Origin of the sequence: Bartonella sp. TT29SHDZB, from assembly GCF_042193395.1 — a bacterium.
Lineage (GTDB): Bacteria > Pseudomonadota > Alphaproteobacteria > Rhizobiales > Rhizobiaceae > Bartonella.
This window is the reverse complement of the sequence record NZ_JBHILQ010000001.1, coordinates 70,919-86,038: the sequence shown is the minus strand read 5'-3', so window position 1 is coordinate 86,038 and position 15,120 is coordinate 70,919. Positions and strand designations below refer to the sequence as shown.

Sequence of the window (15,120 nt, the reverse complement as noted above, 5' to 3'; positions counted from 1 at the left end):
AAATAAAATTTTAAATGCTTCTTGTCGTGGGCGTTATTGTTCTTACAATAAAGAGAAGACTTGTGTGGTGCGCAGTATTTTCATGCCAGCATTGTTTTTTTTAAAATTTTAAATGCTTTTAAGTTTTATTAAATCTTATTATCATTAAGTGTGGAATGGGGGGTGAGAATATAAGTTTTTGTTTTGTCGATGACAAAATATTAAGGCAAAATGGAGTTTAAAGAATGACAACACGGGAAGCAATGTTGGTATTGCTCGTTTTGCTTCCCTTTGGTGGAAGTGCTGTCATTGGCTTTTTTCGTTCGACAGCAAAAAATAATGAAGCCTGGTTTGCTGGGATTGTCGCGCTTTTCTGTCTTATTTTTACAATAATGCTTTATCCGGAAGTTCGCGGAAACCACATAGTGCGTTTAGATATTTCTTGGCTTCCAGAATGGGGAAGCGATTTGATTCTTCGTATAGATGGTTTGTCGTGGCTTTTTTGCTTGCTCATTACAGGGATTGGGCTGCTTGTTGTCATTTATTCACGTTATTACATGGATCCAGCGGATTCTGTACCTCGTTTTTTTTCCTTTTTTTTGGCCTTTATGGGATCAATGATAGGAATAGTTTTATCAGGTAATCTCGTCTTTTTGGTTGTTTTCTGGGAACTCACCAGTATTTTTTCTTTTTTGTTAATCGGCTATTGGTACCATAATGCAAGTGCGCGTGAGGGTGCGCGTATGGCTCTAACGATCACAGGTTTTGGCGGCTTTGCCCTTTTTATTGGAGTTTTATTGATTGGGTATACTGTTGGCAGTTTTGATTTGGATAAGGTGCTGCAGTCTGGAGATATGATCCGGTCAAGTTCTCTTTATAGTCCTATCCTTATTTGTATTTTATTGGGAGGGTTAACAAAAAGCGCGCAATTTCCCTTTCATTTTTGGCTACCTAACGCGATGGCTGCTCCAACTCCCGTATCGGCTTATTTGCATTCGGCAACAATGGTAAAAGCGGGATTGTTTTTGCTTGTTCGTTTATGGCCTGTGCTTTCTGGAACAGAATCTTGGTTTTGGCTGGTTGGCTTTTCAGGTCTCTCAACTCTTCTTCTAGGTGCCTATTTTTCCATGTTTCAGCAAGACTTGAAAGGACTGCTTGCTTACTCGACTATTAGTCATCTTGGATTAATTACAACACTTTTAAGTCTTGGTAGTCCACTTGCATGTGTTGCGGCGATCTTTCATATGGCCAATCATGCTACTTTTAAAGCTTCTTTATTTATGGCTGCTGGCATTATTGATCACGAGACGGGAACACGTGATATGCGTAAACTGTCAGGGCTTTATCGTTCTATGCCTATTACAGCGACTCTTGCTTTAGTTGCGAGTGCAGCGATGGCTGGGGTTCCTTTGTTGAATGGTTTTTTATCGAAAGAGATGTTTTTTGCTGAAGCTGTTGAAACGCATATGGAATCATGGCTCGATTGGATTGCGCCTTATGTGGCAACGCTAGCTAGTCTGTTTAGTGTGACCTATTCTATACGCTTTATTCACGGTGTTTTTTTAGGACCAAAGCCTGACAATTTACCCAAGACTCCCCATGAACCACCGCATTTTATGCGTTTACCAATGGAGCTTTTGGTGTTTATTTGTTTAGCGGTTGGTATTTTCCCTAATTTAACAATAGGACCTATTTTAGATAATGCGGTCGTGTCTGTTTTAGGACCAATGACAATTCCTTATAGTTTGGCTGTTTGGCATGGGTTTAACACTCCATTAGTGATGAGCTTTGTTGCATTATTAGGGGGCGGATTGCTCTATGCTGTTGGGCATCGTTATTTTTTATCCTGTGATGATGGGGCTCCTTTTTTCCGTCACTTAAAAGGACCGCGTATTTTTGAACGCATTCTCGTAATTATTTCTTGGAAATGGGCCCGTGCGGTGGAATCTGCTTTGTCAACACGCCGTTTGCAGATCCAATTGCATTGGATTTTTTGGGTCTGTTTTGCCTTTGTTGGTCTTTTACTTTGGTGCGATGGTTTCATTCCAGTGGGGACATTACCGCTTTTTCCACTTGATATTCCTTTTCTCGCTCTTTGGCTGGTTGGCGGATTATGTGCGCTTTTAGTTGCTTGGAGAGCAAAGTTTCATCGTCTTGCTTCACTTATGCTTTTAGGGGGAGCTGGTTTGATGACTTGTGCAACCTTTTTATGGCTTTCTGCTCCTGATTTAGCAATAACACAATTGGTTGTTGAGGTTGTTACAGTCGTTTTATTATTGCTTGGTTTACGGTGGTTGCCTAAACGTTTGCATGACCCTGGGCCAGCTGCTGTTCATTTTTGGGTTCGCTTGCGTCGTTTCCGTGATTTCATCATATCCCTTGTAGGAGGTGCTGGTGTAGCATGGCTTTCTTTTGCAGTGATGACACGTCCTCAAGGCACAACGATTTCTGATTTTTTTCTAACACATGCTTACTCAGATGCTGGTGGTCGCAATGTTGTGAATGTGTTATTGGTTGATTTCCGTGGTTTTGATACCATGGGAGAAATTGTGGTTTTGGGTGTTGTTTCCCTTACTGTTTTTGCCCTCTTACGACGTTTTCGTCCTGCGCCTGAGAGTATTGATGCGCCTTTTCAACAACGTATCCAGAAAGCCTTTGATATAGCACAGCCTAATCGAAATGTGGGAGATACAGTATTGAATTATTTAGCTGTTCCTGCTGTTATTATGGGTTGGCTCTTTCCGATTATTATCGCTTTTGCTATTTATTTATTCATGCGAGGGCATGATCTGCCAGGAGGTGGATTTGTCGGTGGTATTACTTTGGCAATAGGGTTTATTTTACAATATCTTGCACGCGATATTCGGTGGGTGGAAACGCATTTGAGAGTTTTACCTTTGCGTTGGATAGGCTTTGGCTTATTGTTGTCAGTCGTAACGGGGATGGGCTCTTGGTTTTTTGGATATCCTTTTTTAACATCCTTTTTTCGATATATTCATCTTCCGTTAATTGGAAAAGTTCCCATGGCATCTGCTTTTTTGTTTGATTTTGGTGTGCTTTCTCTTGTGTTAGGAGCAACTGTTCTCATTTTAATTGCACTTGCACACCAGTCAATTCGGAGTTACCGAATCGGTAAGAGACCTATTTTAAAAGAGAAGGAAAATTAATGGAAATTGTTCTTTCTTTGGGTATCGGTGTTTTTATCGGATCAGGTATTTGGCTTGTTTTGCGTCCACGTACTTTTCAAGTCATTCTTGGTTTGTCCTTGATCTCCTATGGGGTTAATCTTTTTATATTTTCAATGAGTAGACTGCGTAGTAATGCTGCTCCAATTGTTGATCCTACCACTGTTATTAATCCAGATAATTATATCGATCCTCTCCCACAAGCCTTGGTTTTAACTGCGATTGTGATTGGTTTTGCAACAACAGCTTTATTTTTAGTTATCTTGTTGGTGTCACGTGGTTTAACGGGTTCTGATCACGTTGATGGACGTGAGGTGCAGTAATGGAAGTAGGGGTGCATCATCTCCTTATTTTGCCTATTCTTTTGCCGTTAATCACTGGAGCACTTCTTCTTTTTTATGATGAACGTCGTGCAAAACTGAAATCATTCATCAGTCTTTCTTCTGCGGGAATGTTGGTCGTTACTGCCATTTTATTGATTATACGTACTCTTGAAATAGCACCGGCTTGCGATGTTTATCGACTTGGTAACTGGCCTTCTTCTTTTGGAATTGTTTTAGTCCTTGATCGCTTAAGCGCTATGATGCTTTTACTTTCCAGCTTGTTGCTGACTAGCGTGTTGGTTTTTGCGCGGGCTCATTGGTACAAAGCGGGTTCTCATTTTCAGTCACTGATGCAATTTTTTATGGTGGGGATAAATGGTGCTTTTTTGACCGGCGATTTATTTAATTTATTTGTGTTTTTTGAAGTTATGTTAACGGCTTCCTATGGGCTTGCTTTGCATGGTTCTGGTCAGACACGCGTGCGCGCAGGGTTGCATTATGTCGTGGTTAATCTTGTTGCTTCATTATTTTTTTTAGTTGGTATAGCGCTCATTTATGGAGTCGTTGGTACTCTTAATATGGCCGATTTGGCTGTTAAAATAAAATATATATCTTCTACAGATATTGTTTTGTTCGAAATAGGTATTGCATTTTTAGGTATTGCTTTTTTGCTTAAAGCGGGTATGTGGCCGCTTAATTTTTGGTTGGTGCCAACTTACAGTGCAGCAGCAGCGCCCGTTGGAGCTTCTTTTGCACTTTTGAGCAAGGTTGGTATTTATATTATTTTACGTTTAACGTTGCTATGGTTTGGTCCTGAAAGTGAATACTTTAACCATTTTGGTCATACGGTTTTGTTTTATGGTGGGCTTGCCACTATGATTGTTGGTTTTATTGGGGTATTGGCGAGCCAGGTTTTGGTGCGTTTGGCAGCTTATAGTGTCCTTGTCTCTTCTGGTACATTGTTGGCTGCGATAGGGATAGGCAATGCAGCACTGACAGCAGGCGCACTTTTTTATATTGTTTCTTCAACTTTAGCACTGGGAGCTTTTTTTCTTTTGGTAGAGTTGGTTGAACGCTGTCAAGATGTGGCTGCTAATGTTCTTGCTGTCACAATGGAGGTGTATGGTGACGATGAAGAGGAGGAAGAAGATGAAGTTGGCATCTATTTTCCGGTAACCTTGGCAATTCTTGGAGCTTGTTTTGGTATCTGTGCCATTTTGATTATTGGATTGCCGCCTTTTTCTGGTTTTGTTGCTAAATTTATGATGTTCATGGCAATTTTAAACCACAGTAGAGAGGATTTTTCTGCTTCTCTTCCGGTTTACCAAGATTGGCTTTTTGTAGTTTTTGTCACCCTCTCTGGTTTTGCGGCTTTGATTGCATTAACACGAACGGGTATCCGGACTTTTTGGGTTTCTCTTGAAGGGCGTATTCCCCGTGTACAAGTGATAGAATTTGCGCCTATTGCCGTTCTCCTTGCTTTGTGTTTTCTTATAACAATTGTAGCTAGTCCTGTTAGTCATTATATGTCTGAAACTGCTAAGACTTTGTATGAACCTCAAAACTATATTGGGAGCGTTTTAACGGATTTTTCTCTCGAAAATAGGGAGATAAGTAAATGAATCGTTTTTGTCCTTCCCCTTTTTTCAGTGGTGTCATTGTCCTTATGTGGCTTATTTTAAATGGTTTTAGTTTAGGGCAATTGCTTTTAGGGATTTTAACCGCTTTGTTTTGTGGTTGGATGATACGGCTTCTGGAGCCGGAGAAGGTTGTTATTAAAAGCTGGAGTGCGGTTTTTCGTCTCGTTTTTCGAGTATTTATAGATTCTATATTCTCAAATGTTTCGGTGGCTTGGTTTGTTTTAACAAAAAGGTCTCGAGAGCAGAAATCTGGTTTTATTGTAGTACCTCTTCTGCTTCATAATCGCACTGCTTTGGCTATTTTAGCATGCATCCTTTCAGCAACCCCTGGAACTGCTTGGGTTGCCTATAATAGTAAAAAGGGTGAACTTTTGCTTCATGTCTTAAATTTAAAAAATGGATATGATTACAAACAGTTGATCAAACAACGGTATGAGCAATTGCTTTTGGAGATTTTTTTATGAGTATGGTGATTCTTTATTGGGGGCTTTTCTTTTCACAGTTTTTTTTAAGTTTAGCGGTGATTTTCGCGCTGTTTCGGTTGATTCGTGGTCCACGGGCGCAGGACCGGATTGTGGGTTTGGATGCCCTTTATATAAGCACTATTCTTTTGTTTCTTACATTCGATATTCGTTCAGGAACAACCACTTATTTTGTCGCAGCTCTCATTATTGGGTTGTTGGGTTCTGTCTCGAGTATTGCTTTGGCGAAATTTCTCATGCGAGGGGAGATTATTGAATGAAAGATGATGTATCGCTTGTGGTTGCTATTGCTATCACAGTTTTCTTAATATTAGGGTCTGGATTGACATTGATCGCAACGATAGGTTTGGTGCGTTTTTCTAATTTTTATAAGCGTTTGCATATGCTTTCAGTCTGTACGAGTTGGGGCGTTGGTAGTATTCTTATTTCTTCATTTCTTTATTCAATATTTGTGGACCATTATTTTGTTTTTCATGAAGTGTTGCTGATGTTTTTTTTGTTTTTAACAGCACCGGTAGCTTCTATGTTGCTTTCACATACAGCAGCTTATCGGCATCATTCAGAAAAACAATCAGAAAAACCGCTGGCTCTTTTATTACACCAGACGGAGGAAAAACTACCCACGTCAGAAGGAACATCAAGAGATGGGAGCCAGCGCGGTTCTTGAAATGTAAGAATCTTCCTTATTCTGTGCTTTTTTCTTCTACACAGTGGATGGGCTTTTCTTCTTTTGGATCATTAATAAGATCGTAAAATATGGCTTCATTTTTAGTTATCCACCAAATGTATTGTCCACCCACATATTTTCCTCCAGAAGCGGAAATTACATTAGAACCAACGATGCGCTTACCGTTCCATTTTAAATCAACAAGCGCAATATTGCCAGCATTATAATAAGTTGCTTCAACATACTCTTTGCTTGTTCCCATATCGCATTGATAGGAGACGGTCTCTGTTGTTGGTTCTGGATCATCTGGTACTTCAATGACTAAAGAACTTGCTAATGCATTAATTGAACCGAGGAGGAGCACACTTAAAGTAATGAAAAATTGTTTAGTAAAAGAAATTTTTTTCATAATATTTCCCGTGTTATTTAAAATAATAATGTTGACTCATCTTTACAGAGGATAGGTTTTTTTTCTTCTGGATCCTTAGCCAAGTCATAAAGCGTGACTTCTTTGTTCTTCTCCCACCAGATATACTGAGCTCCTGCAAATTTTGCTCCTGTCGCAGCGATGACATTAGCAGCAATGACACGATCACCATTCCATTTGAAATCAACCAACGAAATATTGTCAGCATTAAGATAGACTGCCTCAACGCGCTCTTTACCTGCTCCAGTTTCACACTGATAGGTAATGATCTCTGTTTTGGGCTCTGGATTGTCTGGTACTTCAATGATTAAAGAACCAGCTAAGCTATTGTTTGAGCTGAAGAGTGATAAACTTAAAGCGGTGAAAAATCCTAAAATGTGCAAAGTTTTTTTCATGATGCTTCCCTATATTCCTAATATTGTGCACAAAGAATAATTTGACTGATACGATGGTGTCTACGGCAGGATTCGAACCTGCGACCCCAGGATTCATACCACTTCGATTTTCACCGCCAGCCTTATCGGCTGTTTGTGGTCTGGACTGTCTCTTCACCTTGAAGCTTTTGCTCTTTAGGTGCTGCCCGTTCAGTCTCTACACCTTTCTCTCATTTGAAGAGAGACTTGGCTCGGGATTGGCATATAGTCGCCCATGAAGCTTTCCCCGAATTTGAGCAGATTCACTTTGAGGATTTCTTCTCAAAGTGCCCAATTTCTTTAGGAATCCTGTGCTCTATCCTACTGAGCTACGCAGACATCATCATGTTAATCTTTAATAGAAGTATAAAAACGAATCAATTATATTCAATATGAATTAACGAATTTCTGTTAATTTTTGTTCCAAAAAGGATAAAACTGCATCTGGTGAAACATTTTTTGCAATAAATGATTGGCCAAGTCCGCGTGTTAAGATGAAAGTCAAATTGTTTTGCGAAACTTTTTTATCTTGGGCAATGAGAGTCATTAAAGTTTCAGCATCTGGTAGACACCCTGGGATATCCTTTAATTGTGTAGGTAATCCTATTGCTTTAAGGTGCGCTTCAATGCGTTGTGTAAGCGTGGGGCTTATTAAATTTAATTGAGCAGAGAATTGATGAGCTAGAATCATCCCAATTGCTACACTTTCGCCATGGATTAAACGGTTGGAGTCATAAGCGGTTGCTGTTTCAAGCATGTGTCCAAATGTATGGCCGAGATTTAAGAGTGCGCGCTCTCCTTTCTCATGTTCGTCACGTGCTACAATGGCAGCTTTAAATTGGCATGAGCGAACAATGGCTTCTGTTCGTATTGGGCCATTAGAGAAAATTTTTTGCCCATTTTTTTCAAGCCACTCAAAAAAGTCAGGTTGGTTAATGAGACCGTATTTTACTATTTCTGCGTAGCCAGCGCGAAATTCGCGCGGTGGCAGGGTATCAAGAAGACACGTGTCAGCAATAACGCATTGTGGTTGATAAAAGGCACCAATAAGATTTTTGCCATATTGGCTATTGATTCCCGTTTTTCCACCAACAGAAGAATCAATTTGTGCAAGAAGCGTTGTGGGCATTTGAATGAAGTTCATGCCACGGCGGATTATACTTGCCGCAAATCCTGCTAGATCACCAATGACACCACCGCCAAAAGCAATAACACAGTCGCCTCTTTCTAAACGCGCAGCAAGAATTTGATCGATGACAACTTGCAGGGTTGAAAATGATTTTGATTGTTCTCCTGCTTCTACAATAATAGGGACAGTATGAATTTTATTTTTTGTTAATTCTGCTTGCAATATCTCCAAATGAAGGGAAGCAACATTTGTATCTGTAACAAGTGCCAAGCGCGTTTGATGAGGATCTTTTTTGTTAAGAGCATGTTTAATTTGTGAAGCAGCTTGTGTAATAAGACCCGGACCAATGATGATATCGTAACAGTGTTTGTCCAGTTTAACAGTGACGGTTTTGGTTTGCATGCTGGTTATCCCTATTGTTAATTTCTGTGTATAGGTAGTGCTGTACGGATCGTATAACATTTTGTGCTACGGTATGACGGCTTTCTTTATGACTGTTAATTGTTAAGTTTGCCTTTGCATAGATAGGATAACGCTGTTCCATGAGTTTTTGCATGGTTTCTTTAGGATTGGCTGTTTGAAGCAGGGGACGTGTTGGGTGCTTTGAGACACGTTGCATGAGGATATCAAGATCGACTTTTAGCCATATGGATATACCATTTTTGTGAATGGCTTTTCGGATATTTTCATTTATGTAGGCACCACCACCTGTTGCTAAAACAAGGGGCCTTTTTTTCATGAGGTTTAGAATAACACGCTGTTCAAGAGAACGAAATTCGGATTCACCATAAATTTCAAAGAGTTCCGTGATTGTCATTTGTGCAGCTTTTTCAATTTCTTGGTCAGAATCATAAAAAGGTAAACGGAGCATGGTGGCGACGCGTTTTCCGATCACTGATTTGCCTGCCCCCATAAGACCAACAAGGACAAGTGCTCTTTTATCAAGGGACGATAAGAGCTGATTCTTTATTTGTGTTATGGGGACGCGTTTTGGTCGATTGCTTTTCATAACTTTATTTCGGCATTTATCCATCTTAAAGTCAATTCCTGTTAATCTTTGTAAGGCATAATACGAGATAGAATATTTTTGGATAGGTTATTGTCTTATGCCAACATTGACCAGATTTTTGATGATTCTTTTCATTTTGCTTTCTGTCCTTTTTATTATAATGGGTGCTCTTGTAGTTTGGGTTGAACCAGTAACTGTGGATATGTACATCGATGTTCCCTTGGATTCATGGAATCTTTCTACGGAAGCGAATCAATGAAATGAAAAGTGGTGCTGTGATAGATCATTTTCTTGAGATGATGAGTGCGGAGAGAGGAGCTTCACCTCATACGCTTGCGGCTTATCAGCATGATTTACAGTGGGCACAAGACGAATTATCTTCACACTCTGTCTCGCTTTTTTCAGCACAAAAAGAAGACTTAATTACTCTTTTGTCACTTATGCATACTTTTGGTTTTGCGGCATCATCGCAAGCGCGCCGTTTATCGACTTTGCGTCAGTTTTATCAATTTCTTTATGCTGAAGGGTTGAGAGCAGATGATCCCTCTCATGATATTGACGCACCTCGTCAGGGGCGTCCTTTGCCAAAAATCATGAGTGAAGATGCAGTGATAAAATTGCTTGATTTTGCGGAGTTAGAAGTCAATCAAGCAGACTATGGGTCCAAAGGGTATTTCCGTGCACTGCGTCTTCAGCTATTGATTGAAATGCTGTATGCAACGGGGTTACGCATCAGTGAATTGGTGAGTCTGCCGGTTCAGTCTGTTCGAAGGAAGGAGTACAGCGTTTTGGTTCGTGGTAAGGGCAAAAAAGAACGAATGGTGCTGTTATCAAAAAAAGCATGCCAAGTTCTTTCACAGTGGTTAAACTTGCGTGATCAGGGAAAGGATGCTACGAGTTCTTATCTTTTTCCTGCGCATTCCGAGACAGGATATATTGCTCGTCAAGTCGTTGCGCGGGAGTTGAAAAATCTCGCTAGAAGAGCAGGAATAGAAAGTGATAGCTTTTCTCCCCATGTGTTGCGTCATGCTTTTGCTAGTCATCTTTTGCAAAATGGTGCTGATTTGCGTGCTGTTCAACATTTGTTAGGTCATTCTGATATTGCTACCACTCAAATTTATACCCATGTGTTGGAAGAGGGACTTTATCGTTTAGTCAATGAGCATCACCCACTTGCCGATGAGCAAAAGGCTCGTTAAAGAAAAGGTGATGTTTTTGAAAAAGACTTTATAAAGCAAATTATAAGTGTATAAGTGACACTGAATGAGTTGACACAAATGTATAATTATCTTGATTTTGAAAAACCAGTTGCTGATCTTGACGGGAAAATTCTTGAATTAAAAAAAATTTCTCAGGAAAAAGGCAGTTTTGATATGAGCGATGAGATTGCTCGTCTTGAAACGCGTTCCCAAACAGCGTTGCGCGATATTTATAAAAAATTATCGCCGTGGCAAAAAACACAAGTCGCTCGTCATCCGGATCGTCCCCATTTTATGGACTATTCTAAACGCTTATTGAGTGACGTTACGCCTTTGGCCGGAGATCGTAAGTTTGCTGAAGATGAAGCTATTCAAGCGGGGTTTGCACGCTTTAAAGGTGAGGCTGTTGCTTATATCGGTCAAGAGAAAGGTTATGACACGCAAACACGTTTGCGCTATAATTTTGGTTCTGCACGTCCAGAAGGCTATCGTAAAGCTGTACGTATTATGGAAATGGCTGATCGTTTTGGTTTGCCACTTCTCACTTTTGTTGATACGGCAGGCGCTTATCCTGGGGTAAGTGCTGAAGAACGGGGGCAGGCAGAAGCAATTGCCCAATCAACAGCTACAACTTTGCGTTTGAAAGTTCCTGTCGTTTCTGTTGTTATTGGAGAAGGCGGTTCTGGAGGGGCGATAGCAATCGCGGCTGCCAACAAAGTTTATATGTTGGAGCACGCAATTTACTCTGTTATTTCACCAGAAGGAGCAGCTTCTATCTTATGGCGTGATCCAGCTCGTGCGAAAGATGCTGCAATGAATATGCGTATTACCGCTCAAGATTTGTATCGCTTAAAGATTATTGATGGCATTATTTCGGAACCTTTAGGGGGAGCACATCGTGGCAAAGAGATTGCCATTGATGCAACGGGTGATGTTATTTCAGAGGCTTTAAAAGCTATGGCTGGAAAAGATGGGGAAGCCCTTAAACAAGAGCGAAGGGAAAAATATCTTCAAATTGGTCGATCTCTAACATAGGTTATTTTTGTGAGGGGTGTTGGATTGGAGTTTTATTCGATGACATTTAGCAGATTCCTTGCTGTGTGCATGTTGTTTGTAATGGGAATATTGACGGCATGTGAAGGAAGATTACCAGCTTCTATTCGTGCTAAGGTTGAGCAGCCGTTGCCGCAAGAAATCCAGAATAGAATGGCTTTGTACGATATTGATCCTTATGCACCAATTGTAATGCGATTTTTCAAGGAAGAAAATCTTGCTGAAGTTTGGAAACAATCTCGTTCAGGACCTTTTATCTTGGTTGCTCGCTATGGCATTTGCAAATGGTCTGGTAAGCTTGGACCTAAATATAAAGAAGGGGATCTTCAGACACCAGAGGGTTTTTATACGATTAGCGCAAACCAAATGAATCCTTATTCAAAATATTATCTTTCTTTTAATATAGGATTTCCTAACCTTTATGATCAAGAAAATGGTCGCACAGGAAGCAATCTTATGGTGCATGGTTCTTGCTTTTCCGCAGGTTGTTATTCTATGAGTGATAAGAACATGGCTCAGATTTATGCGTTTGCACGGGATGCTTTTAAAGGAGGACAAAGAGAGTTTCAGTTACAGGCTTTTCCTTTCCGCATGACCGAGGATAATATGTCACGTCATAGCAAGGATCCTCATTATCAATTCTGGGTTATGCTTAAGAAAGGTTATGATTTTTTTGAAAAAAATCGTCAACCTCCAACTGTTGAGGTTTATGGAAAACGTTACGTTTTTAATCGCGATATTGATAAAACTTCAGTTTCTCGAATGCCGTGAGTGTTATTGTATTCTATTGCACTGTAACACTATCACTTAATAATGGCGATACAGGATATGCAAAAACTTTTCACATAAGGTGTTTAAGTGAGTAGTCAATATTTTAAAGCGCAGAGTTTTTTCATAGAGCCTTATGTAAGTAAATCAGATGAAGTGGGAAGCCAAGAGGAATTTTCTCAAAGAAGTTGGATTGTTTGCACATCGGTATTGGTATCAATCTTCGTTTTTAGTGAAGAGTAAGTTAACATGGAATGTGCCTCTCTTTTTATTTCTTTCAAAGAGTTTTATTCTTTTATGCTGTAAAATATTGTCTTGTCGTGCTGTTATATAAGATACATTCACATATTTTAAAATGCGATATTGCCTCTGTCTGATTTTGGTTTTTTTCTTAACAGGGATTTTGATTTCAATTAGCTTGAATAAATATAGAGTTGAGCAGAATATTTTAGAACCAAGAATTTGGCCAATCTGTCTGTGAAATGAATCACATGAAGTGGTTTGCAGATGAAGCGCATTTAGAGAGAAAACAATCTGTTTACAGATTGATGGATATTAAAAATTTTTATCATAACAATTTGATTTATAATGATAGTTTATAATTTTTCAGTTTGAATTAGGGACTAAATATCATAAGATCCTTTTATCTTAAAATTTGTTTATGGTGAATCAATCGAAACCACTTTTTGCACGCCATAAAATTGGATTGGCATGTGAATAAAACTCTTAAAGAAAGGAGTACAGATAGTTCTCATGAGTACTCTAAAGTGCCAAGTTTTTTCAAAACATTTTTAACTGGCAAAAGTATGAGGCGATCAGTTTACATATTTATAGAGTAAAGATGGAGAATGGGCCTTATACATTTCATGGAGAATTTTGTATTATATTATTTATGGGTAGCGTCTTGAAATAGGAATAATGCGTATTGAGAGACGGTGTTTTTAAACGAGTGCGTGAATTCGTGATACAATGGTATTCTATTTTATGTGAGGGCGACGATTTTACAGATAAGGGTAATATGTTAGCGCTGGAGTGTTTTAATAGATAGTCATTTTCCGGCATGTGATTTTGTAAGAGAGCTAAAAAGTTTCAATTGTGGTAGTCTATGGGGATTTTGCCGCTCAGTGAAAAGGTACGAATAATTTTATGAGAGGCATTATTGTGCAGAAAGCATTGTTAAAAATGTGTATTTTCTTATTTTTTATTCCATTATGTTAATAAACTTGAATAGAAATATTTATGAAAGTTTTTTATAAATTTATAACATATTGATTATAAAGATAATTTATTATTCCATTTGAATTAGAACCCTGAATACCGTAAGATTTTCTCATTTCAAAGTTGTTCCATGTTGAATCAATTAAAACCATTTGCTTGCACGTTACAAGCAGGGATAGCCGCGTGGGTAAAATTGTACAAGAAAGACTAAAATGCTTTTTACAAACCGTTTCAAGTGCCAAAAGCTTTTTGTTTCAACATCGGGAATTAGCAAAGTGTGTAATGATGTGCCCGTTTGCTCCTTTAAAAGCATAAAGATGGTGGTGCCAATGAATTTAATGTTATATCATTGAAGGGGAGAAAAAATTAAAATTTTATTCCTGGAATGACCAGAGGATTTTCTAAGAGAGCTGTTTTGTCTGCAGTATCTATTGCTGGTTTATTAAAAAAAGCATTGAGGAGTTTTTGTATAGCTTCTTTTTCAACACCATCGGCAATGATGACAAAACGTGTTTGTTTTATTCCTTTTGGCCATGCTGGTAATCTTATGGGAGGGTGAAAAAATGTTTGTACGCCGTGGAGTACAAGTGGGCGATAAGGGTCATCACGCAATGCGATAATGGCTTTAATACGTAATAATTTTGTACCATAACGCTCTTGTAGGAGATCTAAAAAAGCTTCAATTGTGGCGTAATCAACAGGACCCTCACAGTTTAGTGAAAAGGTACGAATGGTTTTATGGGGCGTATGATCATGCGGGGTAGTCGTAAGATTTTGTTTAAGTTTTGTATTTTCTACTCTTTCATCCCATAATGAGTTATTTATTAATAGATTTGAACAGAAATCTTCAGAATGGGCGTCAATGATTTGCGCTGTAGGATTCATTGTTTTAAGTGTGCTAAGGAGTGTATCTGAAAGCGTTTGTGGGTCTCTAAGATCTGTTTTGGTGAGAATAATTTTATCAGCAAATATTAATTGTTTATATATTTCAGGATAGCGCTCACATATGGAAAGTGGGCTTAATGTATCAAATGTTGCAAGAACAGCATTTATGGACAATGTTTGAATAAATAACGGGTGGCTTAAAAGTATTTGTAAAATAGGGGCGGGATCAGCCATCCCTGTGGTTTCAATGATAATATGATGGAGTTGTTTGATCTGTCCTGTCTGAACGCGATTTATTAAATCAATTAATGTGTCGATGAGATCACTGCGTAAATTGCAGCATAAGCAGCCATTGGCAAGCTCAATAATTCCTTCTGTTGCCTTTTCAACCAGAAGGTGGTCAATACTGATTTCGCCGAATTCATTGATGATAACAGCACATTCTGTTAAAAGAGGGTCTTGTAGCATACGGTTAAGCAAAGTTGTTTTGCCAGAGCCTAAAAAACCTGTAATAAGCGTGAGGGGGATGCGCTTTATTTTCATGTTAATCATCAATCATAGTTTTGTTTTTAAAAAATATATCTCAGTACGTTTAACCAATTTATAATGGTGTCCGTGAGGGATATAATGGTTACCCCCCATGAAATCCATTGTATCACTATCTTTACGCTTATAAAGGTAGATGTAGGTGGGTATATCATACACTTTTTAGCGTCAATGTTATGATAATTCGTGGTTCTTGA

The 15,120-nt window shown here is 39.0% G+C and carries 14 protein-coding genes; 9 read left to right on the top strand and 5 right to left on the bottom strand.

What is annotated here, in order from left to right; all coding sequences use genetic code 11:
- Positions 1-224: 224 nt before the first annotated feature.
- From ACFIJJ_RS00365 to mnhG, 6 genes are read left to right on the top strand one after another with little or no spacing between them, the layout of a single operon-like run.
- Positions 225-3,146, top strand: a complete 2,922-nt coding sequence (locus ACFIJJ_RS00365) for a monovalent cation/H+ antiporter subunit A (protein WP_375645620.1) — start codon at positions 225-227, stop codon at positions 3,144-3,146.
- On the top strand, positions 3,146-3,487 hold the full coding sequence (locus ACFIJJ_RS00360) for a Na+/H+ antiporter subunit C (RefSeq protein ID WP_375645618.1): 342 nt from the start codon (positions 3,146-3,148) through the stop codon (positions 3,485-3,487). Before ACFIJJ_RS00365 ends, ACFIJJ_RS00360 begins: the two co-directional genes overlap by 1 nt.
- The gene (locus tag ACFIJJ_RS00355) at positions 3,487-5,109 is read left to right on the top strand and encodes a monovalent cation/H+ antiporter subunit D (protein WP_375645617.1); all 1,623 of its coding nucleotides are present in this window, start codon (positions 3,487-3,489) and stop codon (positions 5,107-5,109) included. The genes ACFIJJ_RS00360 and ACFIJJ_RS00355 overlap by 1 nt, the downstream gene beginning before the upstream one ends.
- Positions 5,106-5,591: a Na+/H+ antiporter subunit E gene (locus ACFIJJ_RS00350; RefSeq protein WP_375612748.1), complete on the top strand. Its 486-nt coding sequence runs from the start codon at positions 5,106-5,108 to the stop codon at positions 5,589-5,591. Before ACFIJJ_RS00355 ends, ACFIJJ_RS00350 begins: the two co-directional genes overlap by 4 nt.
- Positions 5,588-5,869, top strand: a complete 282-nt coding sequence (locus tag ACFIJJ_RS00345) for a K+/H+ antiporter subunit F (protein ID WP_375622081.1) — start codon at positions 5,588-5,590, stop codon at positions 5,867-5,869. The genes ACFIJJ_RS00350 and ACFIJJ_RS00345 overlap by 4 nt, the downstream gene beginning before the upstream one ends.
- On the top strand, positions 5,866-6,276 hold the full coding sequence (gene mnhG, locus ACFIJJ_RS00340) for a monovalent cation/H(+) antiporter subunit G (protein WP_375645616.1): 411 nt from the start codon (positions 5,866-5,868) through the stop codon (positions 6,274-6,276). The genes ACFIJJ_RS00345 and mnhG overlap by 4 nt, the downstream gene beginning before the upstream one ends.
- Before the next feature lie 16 nt (positions 6,277-6,292).
- Here mnhG and ACFIJJ_RS00335 read toward each other — a convergent pair whose 3' ends face one another.
- The 4 genes from ACFIJJ_RS00335 to ACFIJJ_RS00320 form a co-directional block, all read right to left on the bottom strand.
- Positions 6,293-6,685, bottom strand: coding sequence for an MliC family protein (locus tag ACFIJJ_RS00335; protein ID WP_375622083.1), 393 nt, complete (start codon positions 6,683-6,685; stop codon positions 6,293-6,295).
- Between the two features lie 17 nt (positions 6,686-6,702).
- Complete coding sequence (locus tag ACFIJJ_RS00330) at positions 6,703-7,098, bottom strand: MliC family protein (RefSeq protein WP_375645615.1); 396 nt, start codon at positions 7,096-7,098, stop codon at positions 6,703-6,705.
- A 415-nt stretch (positions 7,099-7,513) separates the two neighbouring features.
- A complete protein-coding gene (gene aroB, locus ACFIJJ_RS00325; RefSeq protein ID WP_375645613.1) occupies positions 7,514-8,647 on the bottom strand; it encodes a 3-dehydroquinate synthase in 1,134 nt (377 codons plus the stop codon).
- Positions 8,622-9,254: a shikimate kinase gene (locus tag ACFIJJ_RS00320; RefSeq protein ID WP_375622136.1), complete on the bottom strand. Its 633-nt coding sequence runs from the start codon at positions 9,252-9,254 to the stop codon at positions 8,622-8,624. Before ACFIJJ_RS00320 ends, aroB begins: the two co-directional genes overlap by 26 nt.
- Before the next feature lie 260 nt (positions 9,255-9,514).
- Between ACFIJJ_RS00320 and ACFIJJ_RS00315 the strand changes: the two genes are divergently transcribed.
- The 3 genes from ACFIJJ_RS00315 to ACFIJJ_RS00305 all read left to right on the top strand — a co-directional run bounded on the left by ACFIJJ_RS00315 (position 9,515) and on the right by ACFIJJ_RS00305 (position 12,277).
- A complete protein-coding gene (locus ACFIJJ_RS00315) occupies positions 9,515-10,453 on the top strand; it encodes a site-specific tyrosine recombinase XerD (protein ID WP_375622086.1) in 939 nt (312 codons plus the stop codon).
- 78 nt (positions 10,454-10,531) lie between these two features.
- Positions 10,532-11,488, top strand: a complete 957-nt coding sequence (locus tag ACFIJJ_RS00310; protein WP_375622137.1) for an acetyl-CoA carboxylase carboxyltransferase subunit alpha — start codon at positions 10,532-10,534, stop codon at positions 11,486-11,488.
- Between the two features lie 39 nt (positions 11,489-11,527).
- Positions 11,528-12,277 (top strand): murein L,D-transpeptidase family protein, encoded by a 750-nt coding sequence (locus ACFIJJ_RS00305; protein WP_273790140.1) that lies wholly within the window; start codon positions 11,528-11,530, stop codon positions 12,275-12,277.
- A 1,581-nt stretch (positions 12,278-13,858) separates the two neighbouring features.
- Here ACFIJJ_RS00305 and ACFIJJ_RS00300 read toward each other — a convergent pair.
- Positions 13,859-14,920, bottom strand: coding sequence for a CobW family GTP-binding protein (locus ACFIJJ_RS00300; RefSeq protein ID WP_375622087.1), 1,062 nt, complete (start codon positions 14,918-14,920; stop codon positions 13,859-13,861).
- Positions 14,921-15,120: the final 200 nt, after the last annotated feature.

Excerpts from the sequence above, each read along its gene's own strand:
- ACFIJJ_RS00305 (WP_273790140.1), top strand. The coding sequence starts at position 11,528 with ATGACATTTAGCAGATTCCTTGCTGTGTGCATGTTGTTTGTAATGGGA.
- mnhG (WP_375645616.1), top strand. The coding sequence starts at position 5,866 with ATGAAAGATGATGTATCGCTTGTGGTTGCTATTGCTATCACAGTTTTC.
- ACFIJJ_RS00350 (WP_375612748.1), top strand. The coding sequence starts at position 5,106 with ATGAATCGTTTTTGTCCTTCCCCTTTTTTCAGTGGTGTCATTGTCCTT.
- ACFIJJ_RS00315 (WP_375622086.1), top strand. The coding sequence starts at position 9,515 with ATGAAAAGTGGTGCTGTGATAGATCATTTTCTTGAGATGATGAGTGCG.
- ACFIJJ_RS00335 (WP_375622083.1), bottom strand. The coding sequence starts at position 6,685 with ATGAAAAAAATTTCTTTTACTAAACAATTTTTCATTACTTTAAGTGTG.
- ACFIJJ_RS00355 (WP_375645617.1), top strand. The coding sequence starts at position 3,487 with ATGGAAGTAGGGGTGCATCATCTCCTTATTTTGCCTATTCTTTTGCCG.
- ACFIJJ_RS00360 (WP_375645618.1), top strand. The coding sequence starts at position 3,146 with ATGGAAATTGTTCTTTCTTTGGGTATCGGTGTTTTTATCGGATCAGGT.
- ACFIJJ_RS00300 (WP_375622087.1), bottom strand. The coding sequence starts at position 14,920 with ATGAAAATAAAGCGCATCCCCCTCACGCTTATTACAGGTTTTTTAGGC.
- aroB (WP_375645613.1), bottom strand. The coding sequence starts at position 8,647 with ATGCAAACCAAAACCGTCACTGTTAAACTGGACAAACACTGTTACGAT.
- ACFIJJ_RS00320 (WP_375622136.1), bottom strand. The coding sequence starts at position 9,254 with ATGAAAAGCAATCGACCAAAACGCGTCCCCATAACACAAATAAAGAAT.
- ACFIJJ_RS00330 (WP_375645615.1), bottom strand. The coding sequence starts at position 7,098 with ATGAAAAAAACTTTGCACATTTTAGGATTTTTCACCGCTTTAAGTTTA.
- ACFIJJ_RS00365 (WP_375645620.1), top strand. The coding sequence starts at position 225 with ATGACAACACGGGAAGCAATGTTGGTATTGCTCGTTTTGCTTCCCTTT.
- ACFIJJ_RS00345 (WP_375622081.1), top strand. The coding sequence starts at position 5,588 with ATGAGTATGGTGATTCTTTATTGGGGGCTTTTCTTTTCACAGTTTTTT.
- ACFIJJ_RS00310 (WP_375622137.1), top strand. The coding sequence starts at position 10,532 with ATGTATAATTATCTTGATTTTGAAAAACCAGTTGCTGATCTTGACGGG.